Below are 19014 nucleotides of genomic sequence, written 5' to 3' on the forward strand. Positions count from 1 at the left end.
GCCATTTAACAGTTCGATTTTTTAGCTTTTCTTTCAAAAACTACTTGAAAATGATTGCCGGGGCGAATCGTCTTTCTGCGAAATTTGCAAATTTAGTCACGATCCTATAAATGATAGCAGGAAAGCTATCAAGCTCTGACTGCAAAAATCAGCCCGCCACCCGCCCTACTTAAGTATTCGCCGGTCTGCCATGGGAGACCTCGCGCTCTCGGTCGACACACCCCGACCACGCCGCCAAAACCAACACCACGCGGGCGGTCAGCCTCCCGCGAACAACGGCGACGCCGCCACCACCGCGACCATGTGGTCGATAAAAGCGCGCACCCGGCGAGGCACTTGGCCACCGCCGACATATACGGCGTTGACCGTTTCCAGATCGCCGGGATTGTAGGCTTCCAACACAGGCACCAGCTCCCCCCGCGCCATGGCTTCAGCCACATGCCAGCGGCTGAGACGTCCCAGCCCGACCCCACTCAGGACAATTTGTCGCAGGGTCTCGCCATTGTTCACCAGCAGGCTGCCGGCCACCGGCACCTCCACCTCGCGGCCGTCTTCCCGGAAGGGCCAGCCTACGCGGCTGCGGCGGAAATTGAAGCCCAGGCAGTTGTGCTGGGCGAGGTCGGCCGGCGTTCGCGGCGCGCCATGTCGGGCCAGGTAACCGGGTGCCGCGCAAATCACCCGGCGGCTCCGCCCCAGCTTGCGCGCCACCAGGGCGCTGTCGGGCAGCGTGCCCACGCGGAAGGCCAGGTCGGCCTTCTGCGCCAGCAGGTTCACCACGTCGTCGGTGAAGCTGAGATCGATGGTCAACTCGGGATGGCGCGCCAGGAAGGCCGGAAGGGCGGGCGCCAGCACATGCGTGCCGAAGGGTACGGAGGCGTTGATGACGAGACGGCCACGCACGGTGCCCGATCCCACCGCCTGGTCGGCGTCGTCCAGCGCCCGCAGCGCCCGCTCGGCCGCCTGTAGGTACCCCCGCCCCTCATCCGTCAGGGTCAGCGCCCGCGTGGTGCGGTTCAGCAGGCGGGCGCCCAGCCGCGCCTCCAGCCGGGCGATCAGCTTGCTGACGGCGGACGGCGTCAGGTCCAGGGTGCGGGCGGCGGCGGAAAAGCCCCCTTCCCGCACCACACGGACGAACACCTCCATCTCGCCGGAGCGTTCCATCTGCACGCGCGCCATCTGTGCCTGTCATTCATAGATATTGTTCTTCCACACTCCATACTCCCACCGCCGACCGGTGCCTAGATTTGGCGTCGAAACGTCATCGGGACGTGATGGAAGGAGTATGGGTCATGGACCTGAAGATCGCGGGCAAGACCGCCCTGATCACCGGATCGACGGCCGGCATCGGACTGGAAATCGCCCGCAAGCTGGCGGTGGAAGGGGCAGCCGTCATCGTTGTGGGCCGCGACGGCCGGAAGCTGGACCAGGCGGTCGCCGGCATCCGCGCCTCGGGCGGCGTCGATGTGAGCGGCGTGCGCGCCGACATCACCACGGCCGACGGCGCGGCCGACCTGCTGCACCAGGTGCCGTCGGTGGACATCCTGGTCAACAACCTGGGCATCTATGAAAGCAAGTCCTTCGCCGACATCAGCGATGCGGACTGGCAGCGCTATTTCGACGTCAACGTCATGAGCGGGGTGCGCCTGACGCGCCACTATTTCCCGCAGATGCTGGCCCGCAACGACGGCCGGATCATCTTTGTCTCCAGCGAGACGGGCCTGGCGGTGGATCCGGCCATGATCCACTACGCCATGACCAAAACGGCGCAGCTGTCCATCGCGCGCGGCCTGGCCGGGCAGACCAAGGGTACGCGGGTAACCGTCAATTCGGTGATGCCCGGCCCCACCCGGTCGGAGGGCATCGTGGATTTCCTGCGCAGCGTGTCCAGCAAGCCGGACGCCACGGTGGCCGAGGCGGAGGCCGAGTTCTTCGCCACCGCCCGATCCGGGTCCCTGCTGCAGCGCATGATAGAACCGGAGGAGATCGCCAACATGGTGGCCTTCCTGGCCAGTCCCCTGTCGGCCGCCACCAACGGCGCCGCTGTCCGGCTGGAGGGCGGGCTGATCAACACCCTGGCGTAAGGCCCGCGCCTCCGGGCCGTTGTGGGAGTTCTGAAATCAGAACTCCCACAAACGTCTCATCTCACTTCGCTTGCCACACCTCGGGATGGGCATCCATGTAGTCGCCCAATGCCTTGGCGATCTTGGCATCGTCCGCCAGGCCGGGATGGGAATGACAGCCGCTGAACGCGATGTCGTGCATGGGGAGGAAGGCCAGGCGGTTCTCGCCGGCTGCGTGCAGCTTGTCCGCCACCTTGGCCACTTCCGCCGCGATCTCGCCATCGGCCATGTCGGTCGCCCACAGCAGGAAATAGGCCTGAGGGTTATGGGCGCGCAGGGCTTTCACGAAGTCAACGTAGGTCGCCTCGTAATCGGCGTGCAGGGCGTCGCGGGTGGCCCACTTCTCCCCCGCATGCAAGGGCGTGGTGAAGTCGTTGGTACCCAGGGCGATGACGATGACCTGGGGATGCCAGGCCGGATCATCATAGCGGGCGGCATGGTCGAACAGAGTGTAAGGGTAGGCCTGCGGCAGGGTGTCGGCGGCGAAGCCGTTGTAGTTGCGGACGATGCCCCGGCCGGAAATGGCGTTCACCTGGTAATCGGCACCATAGCGCCCGGCCAGGCGCGGCGCGATGCCTTGCGAGGTATCGGTTGTGTCCCACACCTCGGCCGTCGTGCATGTCTGCTGGAACGCTGCCTGGTCCGCGATGTTGCCGTAGCCCACGGTGTGGCTGTCGCCGATGAACTCGATCTGCCGCGCCCGGGCCGGAATGGGCAGCGGCTTGGTGCCCGCCGGGGCGTAGAAGCCGCCGAAGGCGCTAGGGCCCGCCTGGGTTTCACTGGCGGTGTCAACACGCAGGGTATGCGCGCCCGCCTTCAGCCCGGTGACGCGATAGACGCCCGGCTTGGGCTTCACCAGCGCCGCCGGCGCGCCGCCATCGACGCTGATGCGCAGGCTGACGTCGCCCGGACCGACGCGGAACAGGGCCGAAGTCCCCACGAAGCGGGTCTCGACATAGGTGCCCGGCCATTGCCGGCGGAAACCGCCCTCGGTCCCCTCGGCCAACACCCGGCCGCCGATGTGCCCCGGCAGGGCCGTGGCGCCAGCGGGCAGGTCGGCCACGGGCTCCACCTTGGGTGCCCCACCATGGGCTATCCCACCATGAGCCGTCCCACTGGGGGCCGCCGTGTCCCTGGCCAGGACCGGGCCGGCGGCCAGGGTGGCCGTAAGCGACAGAATGAACGCCGACAGAACGTTTAGGGACTTCACCGCTTTCCTCCCAGCATCAGACTTATATGCCAAATGGCGGGAGAGTAGCGGTATCGGTTGCCGGCTGCCAGTGCTGGAACTAGAGCGCCTGCGGCTGGCCATACGGGTGCGGCCTCAGGATGTCCTCAAGCCCGATGCGCCGCAGCAGTTCGGCGCGCACCCGGTCGGCCACGCCGTTCACCACCTCGCAGCCATCGCTGGCGGGATCGACGTGGGTGCGAAAGGGGCGCTGGCCATACGGCATCTCCACCACCCGGGCCAAGGCGTCAGCGACCAGGCGGGCATCGGAGCAATCGCGCGCGGATTTCGTTGCACAAATGCGATACTATTTACGGACCGCTAGGCCCTTGATTATCCTGGCCGCGACGCAACATCGCAGGCCCGGCCTGGACAATAAGCACGGGCGGATCATGGGCCCCTCTCCCTCGCATCCCCATCGGGCGCCGCCGCGCCGGCGATCACGACCCCTGGCGGCGCTGGCCGGCCATGGCCGCACCCAGTGCGTGGCCGCAGCCGTGTTGGCGTTGCTGATTTTTTCCGCCGATGCCTTCAGCCCGCTGCAGGGCGCGGTGGCGGTGTTGCACACAGCCGTCGTGCTGCTGGTCGCCATCTCCCACGGCCGCCGGGCGGTGATGCTCACAGGCCTGGCCTGCGCCGCGCTGACCGGCGGCGCCTTCCTGGTCGGCCATATGGATGACCTGTCGGAAGGGGCGGCCATGCGCCTGGCCGTCAGCCTGACGGCCATCCTGATCACCACACTGCTGTCGCTCAGCAATCGCAGCGCCCGTACCGCCATGGCGGAGCAGGCCCGCATCCTGGAGCTGACGCACGACACCGTGGTCATCCACGACGCCGACGGCATCATCCGTTATTGGAACGATGGCGCGGAACATCTGTACGGCTGGACGCGGGAGGAAGCGCTGGGCCAACCCTGTCAGCAGCTGCTGCAGACCGCTTACCCGGCGAGCGAGGTGCACCAGGCCCTCGCCCAGGCCGGCCACTGGTCCGGCGAGCTGACACGGGTGCGCCGCGACGGCCGCCGCATCGTGCTGGCCAGCCGCTGGCTGGCGCGCTTCGACGGCCAGGGCGGCAACATCGGCATTATCGAGACCAGCGCCGACCTGACGGAACAGCGGCGGGCGGACGCGGAGCGCCAGAGGTCCGAGGGACGCTATCGCGCCATCTTCAACGCCGCCGGCTTCGCCATCTGGGAGTCGGACTGGACGGACGCCTTCCGCGTGCTGGAAAGGGCGCGCGACCTGGGTGGCGGCGACCTCAAGGCCGGCCTGGCCCTGCACCCCGACCTGATCCGGCAGGCGGGCCAGGCAACCCGCATCCGCGCCATCAACGCCGCCGCCGTCCGCCTGTTCGAGGCCGAGGGGGCGGAACAGCTGCTGGCCGGCAGCATCGTCGCCATGTACACGCCCAGCAGCGAGGCCGCCCTGGTCCAGGTGTTCGCCGCCCTGTCGGCGGGTGAGCGCATGGTGGAGGCGGAGGGCCAATTCCGTACCCTGTCGGGCGGCATGGTGGACGTGGTGCTGCGCGTCACCGTCCCGCCGGAGGATGAGGACTGGTCGCGCATCCTGGTCATGGCGCTTGATGTGACGGAGCGCAACCAGGTCCAGGCCAAGCTGGCGCAGCTCAGGACCGAACTGGCGCATGTGTCGCGCATGAGTACGCTGGGCCAACTGGCGGCCTCCATCGCGCATGAGGTCAACCAGCCGCTGTCGGCCATCATCACCTATGGCAAGACGGGTCGCCGCTGGCTGGCGCGCGGGCCGGAGCATGCACATGAGGTGGACGACTGCCTGCAGCATGTGGTGACCAACGGCACCCGCGCCGCCGACGTCATCGCCCGCATCCGCGCCCTGGCCCGCAAGGCGCCGCCCAAGGCCGACACCTTGGTGGTGGAGGCGCTGGTGGCGGAAACCGTGGCCCTGGTGGGCCGCGAGATACAGGCCAAGGCCATCGCCGTCCGCGTTCTGTGCCCATCCGACCTGCCACCGGTGCGGGGTGACAAGGTGCAGGTGCAACAGGTGCTGATGAACCTGCTGATGAACGCCATCCAGGCCACCGCCGCGCAGGGGATCCCGCTGGTGGACGGCGACGCGGCCCGCGACATCACCATCCTGGCGGAGCGGGTGGACGATCTGGTCAGGGTTTCCGTACGCGACAGCGGCGGCGGCATCCAGGATGTGGAACCCGCGACCTTGTTCGAGCCCTTCTTTACCACCAAGGCCGATGGCATGGGGATGGGCCTGTCCATCTGCCGATCCATCATCGAGGCGCACGGGGGCCAGATCACCGCCGCCAATAACGACGCTACCGCCCCCGGAGGCGGCCGCCGGGGCGCCACCTTTGCCTTCACCCTGCCGGCAGCGCCGGAGGAGCGGGCGGCCGGCGACGGCGTCGGGGAAAGTGGCGGCATGCACGCCGCGTGATCGCCGTGCCCAGACGCCTTCCAGCAACAAACACCCAAATTAACATCTATGTATGATGGGCCCCTGCCCGCCCGCTGGGGTACAGGGATGCGTTCAAGGAGGCGCGCGGCACCATGGACGCGCATCCCCACCGCCTTCATCCGGCGGGTGCGTGTCCGAAGGCGGAGTAAGGGCCCTGAGCAATCCCATTATCGCGATCGTCGACGATGACGCGGAAGTCCGCGGCAGCCTGCTGAGCCTCATGCGCTCTGCCGGGTTCGATGCCCGGGGATTCGACGGGGCAGTGGCGTTTCTGGACTCCCCCGCGCGTGACCAGGCCGCCTGCCTGGTCACCGACCTGCATATGCCGGTCATGGACGGGCTGGCCCTGCAGGCGGCGCTGCGCGACGCCGGCAACGACCTGCCCATCATCATCATGACGGCCTTCGCCGACCCCGCCCTGAGCCAGCGGGCGCTGGAGGCCGGTGCCGCGGCCTTCCTGTGCAAACCCCTGGATCCGGAGGATCTGCTGACCCGGGTTGAAGCGGCGGTGGCAGGGCGGGACCCATAGTCCATCCAACCTGGCGCTTCCCACGGAGAACGGGCGGACGGGCCCCAGTGTCAGGGTGTCCGGCCGGCGAGACGATTTATGAAGTCACGCTCGGGCGGTGTGTCCACCTCGGGCGCGGTGATGCTGGACGGACGGTCGTGCTTGCCCGCCAAACCGGCGATGAACCGCCGCGCCGCGTCCTCCCCCGGCTGAGCCTCGGGCCCGGGCTGAGCTTCAAGGTAGCCGGGATCGTGCGGCACTCCGGCGTCCCGCTCACCCGCCAATGACGCGATGAAGGCTTTCGCCGGATCGTCCTGCCGCGCCGCGAGCGCCGGGCTGGACATAATTCCAATCAGGATCAAGGCGCCGATGGGCGCCCGAAACACTCTCTGAACAGAGGCGGACATCTTTAGTCTCCGGCAATGCGCCGCGCCGCCGTCCTGAAAGGGACACAGGCGAGGAGCCATTCGTGAACCCGCACCGCCGTGGGCGGGGCGCAGCATCAAGCCACCCCGCTAAAATATGTGATGAGTGATGGATTTGCTATATCGTCACTAATCACGATTCCAAATGTCAGCCATGCCGGCATAGAAAAAGCCACGCCGGCGACAAACCGGCGTGGCATGAAGGGGGCTGCCATGGCCCCCGGAAGAGACCATGCTAATGCCCGCGCGGTATCAGACGTCCGCCATCTCCGCCGCGAGCTTGCCGGATCCGAGGTCGGCGCCGGTCACAGGGTCGCTTTCGGGGTTGGACATGGTGCGGGCCGCCAGGGCCTGGGCGGCTTCCTGCTGAGCGTCGGTCAAGGTGACGGACGGCAGGCCGTCGCCACCGTCCAGCGGCAGGCTACCCTCCACATCGTCAAGCCGTTGCCAGGTCCCGCCGGCGTTCCAAGGGCCTTCGGTATCCCCTTCGCCTTGAGACGTGTTGACGTAAAGGTCGGCGAACTCGGCCTTGCCCGGCAGCTTGCCCGGCGGGAAGTTGGGTTCGATGGCGTAGAGCGCCTTCTCGAATGATTTCTGGTGCGCGATCTCCCGCGTCATGAGGAAACCCAGGGCGTCCTTGATGCCGGGATCGTCGGTGACGTTGATCAGCCGTTCGTAGACGATCTTGGCCCGGCTTTCTGCCGCGATGTTGGACCGCAAGTCGCAGGTGGGATCACCGATGCTGTCGATGTAGGCCGCCGTCCACGGCACGCCGGAGGAATTGGTCAGCGACGGCCCGCCGCCGTACAGCAGCGACTGGGTATGGCTGTCGCCCCCCTGGTTCAGCGCGGCATAGAGGTCGGCCTCCGCCATGTTGGCCTCGGCGAGGTCGCCCTTGATGCCCTTGTTCAGCATGGCGACGATGCTGCCGATGATCTCCAGGTGGCTCAGTTCCTCCGTGGCGATGTCGAACAGCATGTCCTTGCGGCCGGGGTCGGTCTCACTCAGCGCCTGGGTGAAATAGCGCATGGCGGCCGCCAGCTCGCCCTGCGGCCCGCCGAACTGTTCCAGCATCAGGCTGGCCAGGACGGGATTGGGTTCGGCGACCCGCACCGTGTATTGCAGGCGCTTGTTGTGCATGAACATCGTCTTCGTCCCTCTGATTCATGTCGGTGACCCATGGGCGACACCGCGCCCCTTAGAAGCGACATTTAAAGGGCGAAAATCTGGAATTGTTCCAATAGAACGAGAAAGTCAAAGTAATTGCTGAGACCAAGCTTCGCTTAATCACAGTACTTTATGATCAATTTCTTGGCCTCTCATGCATCCCCGCCCGTGCACGACAAGCTGCGGAAACACCTCGCGGGAACCGGGCTCAAGCCCAGCGTCTCAGACGCTGACTGAAGGGCCGGCCACGGGTGTTCATTCCGCGGCCAGACCCTCCGCCTGCAGGCGCCACATGCGGGCGAACAGGCCGTTGCACCGGCGCAGGTCCGCGGCGGACCCGTCCTCAACGATGCGACCGTCCTCCATGACCAGGATGCGGTCGAAGGCGGCAACGGTGGACAGCCGGTGCGCCACGGCGATCACCGTGCGCCCGGCCATGAGCTCCACCAGGGAACGCTGGATTTTCAGTTCGGATTCCGTGTCCAGGGCGGAGGTCGCCTCATCCAGGATGAGGATGGGGTAATTCTTCAGGAAGGCATCCAGGTCCTCAGGGCGCCGCGCCTCGTTGCAGTCGATCATCCCGGTCAGCGGCGGCCGAGCCAGAGCGGACTGGCCGCGCCGGCAAATTCCCAACCAAGATCAACGCAGCCGGCCCGGGTGCAGGTTCGTGGGTTGTCCGCGATCAGCGCGCCCATGGCCGGTCAGCTTGCCTGTCTATTGGAAGAATTCTCCACGGCCGTCGGCTCACGGCCGTGTCAAGAAACCGGCGCTCCGTTGGCCCCTCCCCGGCAGTAGCTCCAATCGCAGGGGGAATCCCAGTAGAATTCCCGACACCGCCTGCCCTGAATATTCCGGCTTACGTCCTTATGGCCGATTCCCGTTCTGAAGATTCAATGTTTTTCTTTCCGCGAGTGGGTGTTCCCACCAACCTTCCCTCCCCGGGAAGTTGCTTTCATAAATTACGATATTTTTCGCCTCTCCCATCCTTAAGACCGGTTCGCCGGAAACGCCGCCGCATATCAAACGCGACGGCCGTGGGGTTCCCTGGAACCATCGGCGGGATCTTCGGGTTGTAAGTCGCAGCCTTGGAGCATCCGCAACCTGCAATTCGGAACGAGGGCCGCCTTGGTTGAAACGAAGACCCTATCGCCCAGGGCCGCCACCGGTATTCCCGGCCTGGACGATGTTCTGGCCGGCGGGCTGACGCGCCGTCACGTGTTCCTGCTGGAAGGCGAACCTGGTTCGGGAAAGACGACCATCGCCCTGCAGTTCCTGCTTGAGGGCGCCGCCAAGGGGGAGCGCACCCTTTATGTCACCATGTCGGAGACGGAGGCCGAACTCCGCGAGGGTGCCGCCGCGCGGGGATGGGATTTGCCGCCCAGCATCCAGATATTGGAACTGGTGCCGCCCGAGGCGCTTCTGGACGCCGATCAACGCCAGACCTTGATCCACGCATCGGAGTTGGAGCTGGGCGAGAGCATGGAACGCCTGGTCAAAGAGGTCGAACGCATCAAGCCTGACCGCATTGCCTTGGACAGCCTGTCGGAACTGCGCCTTCTGGCCCAAAGCTCCCTGCGGTATCGCCGCCAGGTGCTGACGCTGAAGCATTACTTCGCCAGCTTGGGTGCCACCGTCCTGATGCTGGACGACCTGACCACCGACACCTGGGACAGGACGGTTCATAGCGTCGCCCACGGCGTCGTTCATCTTGAACAGCTGGCCCCCGCCTACGGCGCCGAGCGCCGGCGTCTGAGGGTGCTCAAATACCGGGGAACGGCGTTCAGGGGCGGCTTCCACGACTTCGTCATCAGCGCCGAGGGTGTCCGCGTCTTCCCCCGCCTGGTCGCCATTGAACACAAGACACGCTTCCCGCGCGACGAGCTGAAGAGCGGCAACCCCCCTCTTGACCAGCTTCTGGGGGGCGGGGTGGAAGCGGGTTCCAGCACGCTGGTCATCGGTCCGGCGGGAACCGGGAAGTCGCTGCTTGCCTTGACGTTCGTCGCCGCCGCCGTCGCGCGCGGCGAAAAGGCGGCGATCTTCGCATTCGATGAAGAGATCGGCCTTCTCTTCAAGCGAATGAAGGCCTTCGGCATCGACCTGGAGGCGCTGCGCAAAAGGGGTGACGTGTTCGTCGAACAGGTGGATGCGGCCGAACTGTCGCCCGGCGAATTCTCACACCGGGTCCGCGCCGCCATCGACGAACAGGGGATCAAGACTGTCGTCATCGACAGCCTGACGGGCTATGAGGCGGCCATGCCGGAGGAACGGGCGCTGGTCCTGCACCTTCACGAAGTCCTGCTGTACCTCAATCGCCAGGGGGTCGCGACATTCGTCACGGTGGCGCAGCACGGGCTGTTCGGCAGCATGCAGAGCCCGGTGGAGATCACCTACCTTGCCGACACCGTGATCCTGCTGCGCTATTTCGAGGCCGATGGCGATGTCCGCAGGGCGATGTCCGTCGTGAAGAAGCGGACCGGCGCGCATGAAAGCACCATTCGGGAATATCGCATCGCGGACGGTGGCCTTCAATTGGGCGAACCCCTGCGCAATCTGCAGGGTGTGCTGCGGGGCAACCCGCTCTATACCGGCGCGCAAACCGCCCTGTTTGACGGAAACCGGGCGTGACCCCCGGGCTGCATTCCCTTCGCACCCTGATCCTGACGCCGATGGGGCGTGATGCGAAAATCGCGTCCGGCATCCTGGACGACGCGGGTCTCCCGGCATTCATCTGCGCCGACCCGGGCGAGTTGCATCAGCAACTCCTCGCCGGGGCCGGCATGGTGCTGGTGACCGAGGAGGCGTTGCTGAAAGCTGACCCCGACCCCCTGTTCCGCTGGGTGGCGGAGCAGCCGTCCTGGTCCGATCTGCCTTTCATCGTGCTGACCCTGCGCTCCGCCCCCGCCATCGGGCCCAAAGCCCAGGTCATGGCCGTCGGACTGGGCAATGTCACCTTCGTGGAACGCCCGTTCCATCCGACCTCGCTGGTCAGCGTGATCCGATCCGCTGCCCGGGGGCGCCGGCGGCAATATGAGGCCCGCAGCCGCATCGAGGAGCTGCGGGAAAACCGCGATCTGCTGGCCCGCCAAACCCACATGCTGGAACTCCTGAATCAAACAGCCATGCGGATCGCGGCCAGCCTTGACCTGCGGATAGTGGGACAACGCGTCGTCGACGCCGGTGTGGAATTGACCGGCGCCGCCTATGGCGCCTTCCACGCCACCACCAGCGAGGCCGGGGAATCCCGCCAATCCTATGCCTGGTCGGGCACGCAGACGGACATCTTCGCGGCGTTTCCCATGCCAGGGGATCTCATCCGCCGTGACGACATCGCCCGGGAACCCGTGCCTGGCGGGAGCGGTTCGGCGGAAGACGCGCCCCGGATGGCCAGCTACCTGGCGGTGCCCGTCCTCTCGCGCTCGGGCGACAGGCTCGGCGGCCTATTCTTCGGCCATCCGGACGCCGGCGTTTTCGATGATCGGGCGGTGTTGATGGCCGGCGGCCTGGCCGCGCAGGCGGGCGTCGCCATGGACAACGCGCGCCTGTTGCAGGACGTGCAGCAGGCCAACGCGACGCTGGAGGCGCGGGTCGAGGAGCGCACGCGCGAGCGCGACCGGATGTGGCGGCTGTCAAACGACCTGATGGCGGTCCTGGACGCCGAGGGCGCGCTGCTGGCCGTGAACCATGCCTGGACAGCCGCGCTGGGATGGCCGGAAGAGCACCTGCGGGTCACCAACCTGTTCGATCTGGTCCACCCCGAGGATGCCGGCGGCATCAAGCACCAGATGCGGCGGCTGAAACGCGGCGATCCGATATCGAACTTCGAAGGGCGACTGCGCGCGGAGGACGGAAGCTTCCGCAGGATCGCCTGGACCGCATCACCCGATGACGGGCTGCTCTACACCGTCGGGCGTGACATCACGGCCCAGCGTGAAATCGAAGAGCAACTGCGCCAGTCGCAGAAGATGGAGGCCGTGGGCCAGCTCACCGGCGGCATCGCCCATGACTTCAACAACCTGTTGCAGGGCATCACCGGCTCACTGGATCTCGTCAACCGCCGGCTGACGCAAGGACGGACCAGCGATGTGGAGCGCTTCACCGCCGCGGCCATGGCCTCGGCCCAACGCGCGGGCGCCCTGACCCACCGCCTGCTGGCATTCTCCCGCCGCCAGCCGCTGAAGCCGACGCCGGTGGATGCCAACAGCCTCATCGCCTCCATGGCCGATCTGCTGCGCCGAAGCCTCGGAGAGCGCGTCGACCTAGAACTCGTGCCTGCGGATGGCCTGTGGCCGACGCTGTGCGACCCCAATCAGCTTGAGAACGCCATCCTGAACCTGTGCATCAACGCGCGTGACGCCATGCCGGAGGGCGGAAAGCTTTTCATCGGCACCCGCAACGCCCATCTGGACGGCCAGCACGCCGGTGGGGCCGGTGACATGCGGCCGGGGCGCTATGTCTGCATCTCCGTGACCGACACGGGCATGGGCATGTCGCCGGAGACGATCCGCCGGGCCTTCGATCCCTTTTTCACCACCAAGCCGCTGGGCCAGGGCACGGGATTGGGCCTATCCATGATCTACGGCTTTATGCGCCAGTCCGAAGGGTACGCCCGGATCGAGAGCGAATTGGGCAAAGGCACGACGGTCAAGCTCTACCTTCCACACCATGGCGGGCAGGCGGATGCCTCCGAGGCGAACCTGGCGACGCTGCCGGCAGACAATCGCGCGCGCTCTGACGAGGTTGTCCTGGTCGTCGAGGACGAGCCGGTGGTGCGCAAGCTGATCGTCGAACTGTTGGGCGATCTGGGATATCGGGTGCTGGAGGCGGACGATGGGCCGTCGGGCCTGGCCATCCTGCAATCGGACCAGCAGGTTGACCTGCTGATCACCGATGTCGGGCTTCCGGGCCTTAATGGCCGGCAGATCGCCGACGCCGCCCGCCCGGCGCGGCCCGGCCTCAAGGTCCTGTTCATGACCGGCTACGCCGAAAACGCCATGCCTTCGCAGGACTTCCTGGCACAGGACATGGAGTTGATCACCAAGCCGTTCCCCATGGATGTCCTGGCCCAGCGCCTTACCAAGATGATGGCGCGATAAAGCGGCGTCTCAGGAACCAGTGCCTACCGGACGCGGTTCAACATGGTTAGGGTCCGGGCGCCTTCGTGGCGTCCGGCGCGTTGACCGATGGGGAAGCGACACCGCATGACCAGACCTGAGGATAGGGCGGAGCGGCTACGGAAGATCCGCAACGTGAAGATGGCCAAGTCCGCCCATGCCTACGTCGGGGGCAGCACCGTCAAGTTCTACGAATGGCTGGAGTCCGGGCCGGGCGATCTTCCCCAGGGCCCCCCCGTCTGGATATGTGGGGACTGCCATGTGGGCAACCTGGGGCCGGTGGCCGACTATAAGGAGCGGGTGGCCATCCAGATCCGCGATCTGGACCAGACCGTCATCGGCAACCCCGCCCACGACCTGATCCGGCTGGGCCTGTCATTGGCCTCGGTCGCACGCGGCGCCGACCTGCCGGGCGTCGTCACCGCCCACATCCTGGAAAACCTGGTGGCCGGCTATGAGCTGGCCTTGGCGGGTAACTTCGATGACGACCGCGAAAAGGCCCTGATGCCCGGCAGCATCCGGAATTTGCTGGACCGCTCCGTCCGCCGGCGGTGGCGCCATCTGGCATGGGAGCGGTTCGAAACGGTCAAGCCCGAGGTGCCGCTGGGCAAGCGGTTCTGGGCCCTGACCGACGCCGAACGCGCCGCCCTGCATGCCCTGTTCCAGGAAGAGGCGGTCCGGGACCTGGTCACCGGCCTGCAATCTCGCGACCGTGGTGACGTGGTCCGCCTGGTGGACGCCGCCTATTGGCGGAAGGGCTGCAGCTCCCTGGGTCGCTTGCGCTTCGCCGCCATGGCTCAGATCGGTGACGGCAAGGGCGCCTCCTTCTGCCTGATCGACCTCAAGGAAGGGGTGACGGCGGCCGCCCCCCGATCGCCGGAGGCGAGCATGCCCCGGGACAATGCGCTCCGGGTCGTGACCGGCGCCCGGGCGCTGTCACCCAAGCTGGGCCGCCGCATGGTGGCGACGCGGCTGCTGGACAAGGCCATGGTGCTGCGCGAACTGATGCCCCAGGACCTGAAGCTGGAGGTTGACCGGCTGACCTCCGCCAAGGCCAAACCCCTGGCCGCCTACCTCGGTGGGGTGGTTGGCTCCGCCCATGGCCGACAGATGGACCCTCAGGACCGGTCCGCCTGGATGAAGGACTTGGCCCGCGGACGCTCCGCCAGGCTGGATGCGCCCAGCTGGTTGTGGGCCAGCGTCGTGGACCTGCTCGGCATTCATGAACGCGCCTATCTGGAACACTGCCGGCTGCACGCCCTGCCACGCTTCCGCACCGAGGACGCGACCGCCTGTGAGCTGAAGCGCGCGGGATGAGGCCGCGTCAGGCGGCCTCAAGCGCGTTACCGATGGCCAGGGCCAGTTCCTCGATGCGATAAGGCTTGGCGAGCACCTGATATCCGTGCTGAGCGGCGGGTTCCTCGCTGTAACCGGTGGACAGGATGACCGGCAGGCTGGGACGCAGGCGCTTGACCTCCCGCGCCAGGTCCAGCCCGTTCATCGCGCCGGGCATGACGATGTCACTGAACAGCAGATCGAAGTCCCGGCCGGCCAGGATGAGGTCCAGCGCCTCTTGGCCGCTGGGAACGTGCGTCACGTTGTAGCCCAAATCCTCCAGCGCCGATCCGATGATCGGCGCCAGGATGGGGTCGTCCTCCGCCACCAGGATGCGGGCGGTGCCACGGGGGGCGGAGGCCTGGGGCGAAACCTGGGATCCTTTGGGCGCATCCGCCGCCCGGGGCAATATCAAGGACACGGTCGTGCCGGTGCCCACGGCGCTGTCGATCCAGGCGGCACCGCCCGACTGATGGGCGAAACCGTAAACCTGGGACAAGCCCAATCCGGTGCCCTTGCCCGTCGCCTTGGTGGTGAAGAACGGGTCGAAGGCGCGGGCCACCACCTCGGGCGGCATGCCGCCGCCGGTATCGGACAGATAAACCCGCACCGCGTCGGTCCGCCCATCCCATCCGCTGACGTTTTCCGCGCCCAGAACCAGCCTGCCACCCGCCGGCATGGCGTCGCGGGCGTTGGCCGCCAGGTTCAGGAGCGCCACCTCCAGCTGGACGGGGTCGGTCTGCACCGGCCACACACCGCTGGGTAGCGCCAGCGTCACCTCGATATCGCTGCGGACCACCTGCTTGATCAGCCCGATGCAGCTGAGCAGGGCGTTCCGCAGATCCACCGGTTCCACATCCATCTGGCGCTGGCGCGAAAAGGTCATGAGTTGCTGTATCAGCTTGGTGCCCCGGTCCACCGCCTGCATTCCGGCCTCCACCAGGCGCGCGTTGCGTCTTTTGTCCCCACCGCGGCCAATCATCTGCAGGCATCCTGAAATGGCCTGCAACAGATTGTTGAAGTCGTGGGCCATGCCGCCCGTCAGCTGGCCGATCGCTTCCATCTTCTGGGCGTGGCGCAGCCGTTCCTCCAGCTCCCGGCGTTCGGTGTTGTCGCGGGTGATCTTGGCGAAGCCCACCAGCTTGCCGGTGTCGTCCCGGATGGCGTCGATGATCACATGTGCCCAGAACCGGGTGCCATCCTTGCGGACACGCCACCCCTCCTTCTCGTAACGGCCCTCGGCTTCCGCGATGGCCAGCGCGCGGGCGGGCAGCCCGGCGGCCAGATCTTCCTCGGTATAGAAGCGCGAGAAATGTTCGCCGACAATTTCCTCGCTGCGATACCCCTTGATCCGCTCGGCCCCGGCATTCCAGTTGGTCACGTGGCCGGTGGGGTCCAGCATGTAGATCGCATAGTCGGTAACGCTTTGGACCAGCAGGCGGAAGCGCGCCTCGCTTTCCCGCAGGGCCTGCTGGGCCTCGCGCCGCTCCGTGATATCCCGGGTGACCTTGGCGAAGCCGATCAGGGTGCCGGCCTCATCCCTGACGGGGTCGATCACGACGCTGGCCCAGAACCGCGTCCCGTCCTTGCGCACGCGCCAGCCCTCAGCCTCGAACCGGCCCTCGCTGGTGGCGATGGCCAGGGCTCGCTGGGGCACCCCGGCCTCGCGGTCTTCCTGGGTGTAGAAGCGGGAAAAGTGCTGGCCCAGTATCTCACTGGCCTCATAGCCCTTGAAGCGCCGGGCGCCGGGGTTCCAGCTGCTGACCACGCCGGTCGCGTCCAACATGTAGATCGCGTAGTCGTCGATGGCGTCTACGAGAAGCTGAAACCGCCGGCTGTCGCCCCCTTGCGCTTCACCGGTCGCGATATCCGTTTCCAACGGCAACCCCTCAATCATGCGATAGCCGGAAACAGGGCCACCGATGTCCAGTCCATAGGCCATTTAGATCATGGCAGGGCCGAGAAATTCATTAATAAATGTGGGATATTTATTTGGTTATAATGGTGAAAAACCGAATTTTATTAAGTTCTTAGTCATAAAAATCCACCCAACCGTGCTGTGTTTTAATACCTCGGATGAGCTGGTCCCCACCGCCGACCTGGCTGGAACCTTTAGTCCGCCGGAAGGGGGCAAGGCCGCCGACGCAGGAAAACAGCGGGGCTATCCGACAAGGACAGCCGCCGCTGCTCTCTTAACCTGCGGGGGTCACCCGCGCATCAAAGTGTCCCCACGTTCACGCGGGGCCGCCCTAACGATGCCCATGGGACGCTTCGCCGCCCTTGCGGCCCGCCTCCGACACGCGTTCCGGATTGTTGGCGAAGTTGCCGCCACCGCCCCGGTTGCCGCCACCGGACGCCTCGCCACCCTTGCGGCCGGCCTCGGCCGCCCGCTCGCGGTCATGGGCGAAGTTGCCGCCGGAGGCCTCACCGCCCTTGCGACCGGCTTCAGCGGCCAGTTCCCGGTCCTGGGAGAAGCTGCGCTTCTCGTCCGGAACGCTGGCGCCGCCCTTGCGGCCGGCTTCGGCCGCCAGCTCATGATCCTGCGAGAAGCTGCGCTTCTCGTCGGGCACGCTGGAGCCGCCCTTGCTGGCGATATCCCGCTGCTTGTCCTCATCCATCGAGGCGAAGCCGCGATTGGAAGTTCCATTGTCCTTGCTCATGACGTCCTCTCCATTCTGGGGAAGCACCGCCGTCTCCATAATGGTGTACCAGGCGCCTCTGGCCCGGATGTCTTATCTTTCTGGCGGTGTGTCATATAAAGGCCAAGCGTTCTGGAAGGTTCCGGATTTTGCTGAATAAAACTATTTAATGAAGTATAGATAAGTCAAAGCTGCGCTTAGATTCCAGATACACATATGATTCTACTTGTGCGCGATCGGAAAACCCGGTCTACTCTCACGCTTTCACGGTGACCCATCGATGAAGATTTCATTCCACATGGAACGGGAAGCCGGTGTCCGCGCTTTTCCGCCAGCAAACCCTGGGGCGGGGCCATACCGGACCGTCCCATCAGACCGGAGAGGACGCCATGGCGCAAAAGACCCTGCAAACCATGTTCATCGAAGAATTGCGAGACATCTACAGCGCGGAACGCCAGATCGTCCGCGCCCTGCCGAAGCTGGCCAAGGCGGCGTCGGCCGACGATTTGAGGCAGGCGCTGGAGACCCACCTGGAGGAAACCCGGGGCCAGGTGGAGCGGCTGGACAAGGTGTTCGAGACACTGGACACCAGCAGCCGCAGCCGCGGCAAGAAATGCGAGGCCATGGAAGGCATGCTGTCGGAGGCCAATGAGTTGCTGGACCTGGGCCTGTCGCCGGAGGCCTTGGACAGCGCCATCATCGCCGCGGCCCAGAAGGTCGAGCATTATGAGATCGCCAGCTACGGCTCCGCCATCGCCTGGGCCTTGGCGCTTGGGTACAACGAAGCCGCCGACATCCTGTCCGAAACGCTGGAAGAGGAAAAGAACGCGGACCAGATCCTGAACAAGGCGTCGCGCACCGTGAACGACACGGCGGCGGAACAGGTCCGCGCGGCCTGACGCGACGGGAGTCCGGGTCCCGGTCGACCTCGACCGGGACCCGGTGGCCCGTCAGGGTGCCTCGCCGAAATCCAGGTTCCGGCTGAAAAAGGGGATGACCTGTTCCTGGATGCGGAACGCCACATGGCTGGTGTGGGTGCCCGGGTAAATCTCAAAGCTGTTGGCGATGCGGTAGCTGTCCAGAGCCTCATGTAGCTTGCCGGCATCGACCTTGAGGCCGTCCTGGTCGCCCACGTCAATGGCGATGGCACGGTAGCGGCGCAGCGCCCCGACATATTGGTCCACGAAGGCCAGCGGAGCGTTGGCCGCCCATTTGGCCAGCACCTCCGGCCGCGGCTGCCCATCCTTCACGGGCAGATCCAGGTACAGCGGCGGATTCTGCGGGTTGGGCGACCAGGCGGCAGCGGTGGCCAGTTGCGCTCGCGCCATGAACGGCAGCGTGCCGGAGTCCGCCGGCGCCTTTACCGCCTCCAGTGTCTCCCAGGTCTTGGGATCGATGGGCCCCAGGGCCCGGGGCGAGAGGCAGCAGGGGCTCAGCATATAGAGCGCGCCGAAGACGTCGGCATGCTTCATGCCAATGCGGGAGGTGCCGTAGCCGCCCATGGAATGGCCGGCCAGGCCCCGGCTCTCGCGCTTGGCGATGGTGCGGTAGTGCCCGTCAATATAAGTCACCAGGTCCCGGGAGATGAAGGTCTCGAAATCGCCGGTGGTCACCGAGCTGGAATACATGGAGCCATTGTGGACCGTCTTGCTGTCCGGCAGAACGACAATCATTTCCCGCGCGCCCTGGGCGTAGGCGCCCTCGATCGTCTGGGGCACATGGATTTCCGCCATCCACTGGGCAGCGCCGATAGAATAGCCGTGCAGGGCGTAGACCACCGGATAGCGCTTCTTCGGATTGGCGGCGTAGCCGGGCGGCAGCACCACGTAGACGTCGCGGTCCACGGCGTCGCCCTCCAGGTTACCTTCCAGCGTGGGGGCATGCACGGTGATGTGTTCCACCGTCACCGCGCGGGCGCCGGGCACGGGGGCTGGCGCCTCCGTCGTCACCTGGGCACGGGCGGGGCCGATGCCCGCCCCCGCCGCCAACACCATGGCAAGGCAATAGGCCGCTTTTCTCATTCGTTCCTCCCTGGGG

Annotated in this window: 16 protein-coding genes; 7 read left to right on the forward strand and 9 right to left on the reverse strand. The window is 66.1% G+C overall.

What is annotated here, in order from left to right:
- Positions 1-258: 258 nt before the first annotated feature.
- Entirely contained in the window at positions 259-1176 is a 918-nt protein-coding gene (locus Y958_RS30310; protein ID WP_088875614.1) for a LysR family transcriptional regulator, read from the reverse strand.
- A gap of 113 nt (positions 1177-1289) precedes the next feature.
- Here Y958_RS30310 and Y958_RS30315 point away from each other — a divergent pair, with 113 nt between their 5' ends.
- Positions 1290-2081, forward strand: a complete 792-nt coding sequence (locus Y958_RS30315; RefSeq protein ID WP_088875615.1) for an SDR family NAD(P)-dependent oxidoreductase — start codon at positions 1290-1292, stop codon at positions 2079-2081.
- Between the two features lie 61 nt (positions 2082-2142).
- On the opposite strand, the gene Y958_RS30320 is transcribed toward Y958_RS30315, so the two are convergent.
- A complete protein-coding gene (locus Y958_RS30320; RefSeq protein ID WP_211098817.1) occupies positions 2143-3330 on the reverse strand; it encodes an SGNH/GDSL hydrolase family protein in 1188 nt (395 codons plus the stop codon).
- 79 nt (positions 3331-3409) lie between these two features.
- On the reverse strand, positions 3410-3574 hold the full coding sequence (locus Y958_RS32675; protein ID WP_244909715.1) for a hypothetical protein: 165 nt from the start codon (positions 3572-3574) through the stop codon (positions 3410-3412).
- Between the two features lie 166 nt (positions 3575-3740).
- Between Y958_RS32675 and Y958_RS30325 the strand changes: the two genes are divergently transcribed.
- Together Y958_RS30325 and Y958_RS30330 are read left to right on the forward strand one after the other, a co-directional pair.
- Positions 3741-5771: a PAS domain-containing sensor histidine kinase gene (locus tag Y958_RS30325; protein ID WP_244909716.1), complete on the forward strand. Its 2031-nt coding sequence runs from the start codon at positions 3741-3743 to the stop codon at positions 5769-5771.
- Between the two features lie 151 nt (positions 5772-5922).
- Complete coding sequence (locus Y958_RS30330; protein ID WP_186291638.1) at positions 5923-6321, forward strand: response regulator transcription factor; 399 nt, start codon at positions 5923-5925, stop codon at positions 6319-6321.
- Positions 6322-6371: 50 nt separating this feature from the next.
- Here the strand turns inward: Y958_RS30330 and Y958_RS30335 are convergent, their stop codons facing one another.
- The 3 genes from Y958_RS30335 to Y958_RS30345 form a co-directional block, all read right to left on the reverse strand.
- Complete coding sequence (locus tag Y958_RS30335; RefSeq protein WP_088875619.1) at positions 6372-6707, reverse strand: hypothetical protein; 336 nt, start codon at positions 6705-6707, stop codon at positions 6372-6374.
- 270 nt (positions 6708-6977) lie between these two features.
- The gene (locus tag Y958_RS30340; protein WP_088875620.1) at positions 6978-7871 is read right to left on the reverse strand and encodes a manganese catalase family protein; all 894 of its coding nucleotides are present in this window, start codon (positions 7869-7871) and stop codon (positions 6978-6980) included.
- A gap of 276 nt (positions 7872-8147) precedes the next feature.
- Positions 8148-8471, reverse strand: coding sequence for a hypothetical protein (locus Y958_RS30345; protein WP_211098818.1), 324 nt, complete (start codon positions 8469-8471; stop codon positions 8148-8150).
- Positions 8472-9017: 546 nt separating this feature from the next.
- Here Y958_RS30345 and Y958_RS30350 point away from each other — a divergent pair.
- The 3 genes from Y958_RS30350 to Y958_RS30360 all read left to right on the forward strand — a co-directional run bounded on the left by Y958_RS30350 (position 9018) and on the right by Y958_RS30360 (position 14320).
- Positions 9018-10517, forward strand: a complete 1500-nt coding sequence (locus Y958_RS30350; RefSeq protein WP_088875621.1) for an ATPase domain-containing protein — start codon at positions 9018-9020, stop codon at positions 10515-10517.
- A complete protein-coding gene (locus Y958_RS32200) occupies positions 10514-12985 on the forward strand; it encodes a response regulator (protein ID WP_088875622.1) in 2472 nt (823 codons plus the stop codon). The genes Y958_RS30350 and Y958_RS32200 overlap by 4 nt, the downstream gene beginning before the upstream one ends.
- A 105-nt stretch (positions 12986-13090) precedes the next feature.
- A complete protein-coding gene (locus Y958_RS30360) occupies positions 13091-14320 on the forward strand; it encodes a DUF2252 family protein (RefSeq protein WP_088875623.1) in 1230 nt (409 codons plus the stop codon).
- A gap of 7 nt (positions 14321-14327) precedes the next feature.
- Here Y958_RS30360 and Y958_RS30365 read toward each other — a convergent pair whose 3' ends face one another.
- Entirely contained in the window at positions 14328-16280 is a 1953-nt protein-coding gene (locus Y958_RS30365) for a hybrid sensor histidine kinase/response regulator (RefSeq protein ID WP_088875624.1), read from the reverse strand.
- 307 nt (positions 16281-16587) lie between these two features.
- On the reverse strand, positions 16588-16998 hold the full coding sequence (locus tag Y958_RS30370; RefSeq protein WP_088875625.1) for a con-10 family general stress protein: 411 nt from the start codon (positions 16996-16998) through the stop codon (positions 16588-16590).
- A gap of 368 nt (positions 16999-17366) precedes the next feature.
- Here Y958_RS30370 and Y958_RS30375 point away from each other — a divergent pair, with 368 nt between their 5' ends.
- Positions 17367-17876 carry a YciE/YciF ferroxidase family protein gene (locus Y958_RS30375; protein ID WP_040845317.1) on the forward strand — a complete coding sequence of 170 codons (510 nt, stop codon included), beginning with the start codon at positions 17367-17369 and terminating at the stop codon, positions 17874-17876.
- A 51-nt stretch (positions 17877-17927) separates the two neighbouring features.
- On the opposite strand, the gene Y958_RS30380 is transcribed toward Y958_RS30375, so the two are convergent.
- Positions 17928-18998 (reverse strand): alpha/beta hydrolase, encoded by a 1071-nt coding sequence (locus tag Y958_RS30380; protein ID WP_186291639.1) that lies wholly within the window; start codon positions 18996-18998, stop codon positions 17928-17930.
- Positions 18999-19014 lie beyond the last annotated feature (16 nt).

This window comes from Nitrospirillum viridazoti CBAmc, from assembly GCF_000730165.1.
Taxonomy (GTDB): Bacteria; Pseudomonadota; Alphaproteobacteria; order Azospirillales; family Azospirillaceae; genus Nitrospirillum; species Nitrospirillum viridazoti.

Coding starts and splice junctions, on each gene's coding strand:
- Y958_RS30310 (WP_088875614.1), bottom strand. CDS start 1,176: ATGGCGCGCGTGCAGATGGAACGCTCCGGCGAGATGGAGGTGTTCGTC.
- Y958_RS30315 (WP_088875615.1), top strand. CDS start 1,290: ATGGACCTGAAGATCGCGGGCAAGACCGCCCTGATCACCGGATCGACG.
- Y958_RS32675 (WP_244909715.1), bottom strand. CDS start 3,574: ATGCCGTATGGCCAGCGCCCCTTTCGCACCCACGTCGATCCCGCCAGC.
- Y958_RS30325 (WP_244909716.1), top strand. CDS start 3,741: ATGGGCCCCTCTCCCTCGCATCCCCATCGGGCGCCGCCGCGCCGGCGA.
- Y958_RS30335 (WP_088875619.1), bottom strand. CDS start 6,707: ATGTCCGCCTCTGTTCAGAGAGTGTTTCGGGCGCCCATCGGCGCCTTG.
- Y958_RS30340 (WP_088875620.1), bottom strand. CDS start 7,871: ATGTTCATGCACAACAAGCGCCTGCAATACACGGTGCGGGTCGCCGAA.
- Y958_RS30345 (WP_211098818.1), bottom strand. CDS start 8,471: ATGATCGACTGCAACGAGGCGCGGCGCCCTGAGGACCTGGATGCCTTC.
- Y958_RS30360 (WP_088875623.1), top strand. CDS start 13,091: ATGACCAGACCTGAGGATAGGGCGGAGCGGCTACGGAAGATCCGCAAC.
- Y958_RS30365 (WP_088875624.1), bottom strand. CDS start 16,280: ATGGCCTATGGACTGGACATCGGTGGCCCTGTTTCCGGCTATCGCATG.
- Y958_RS30370 (WP_088875625.1), bottom strand. CDS start 16,998: ATGAGCAAGGACAATGGAACTTCCAATCGCGGCTTCGCCTCGATGGAT.
- Y958_RS30375 (WP_040845317.1), top strand. CDS start 17,367: ATGGCGCAAAAGACCCTGCAAACCATGTTCATCGAAGAATTGCGAGAC.
- Y958_RS30380 (WP_186291639.1), bottom strand. CDS start 18,998: ATGAGAAAAGCGGCCTATTGCCTTGCCATGGTGTTGGCGGCGGGGGCG.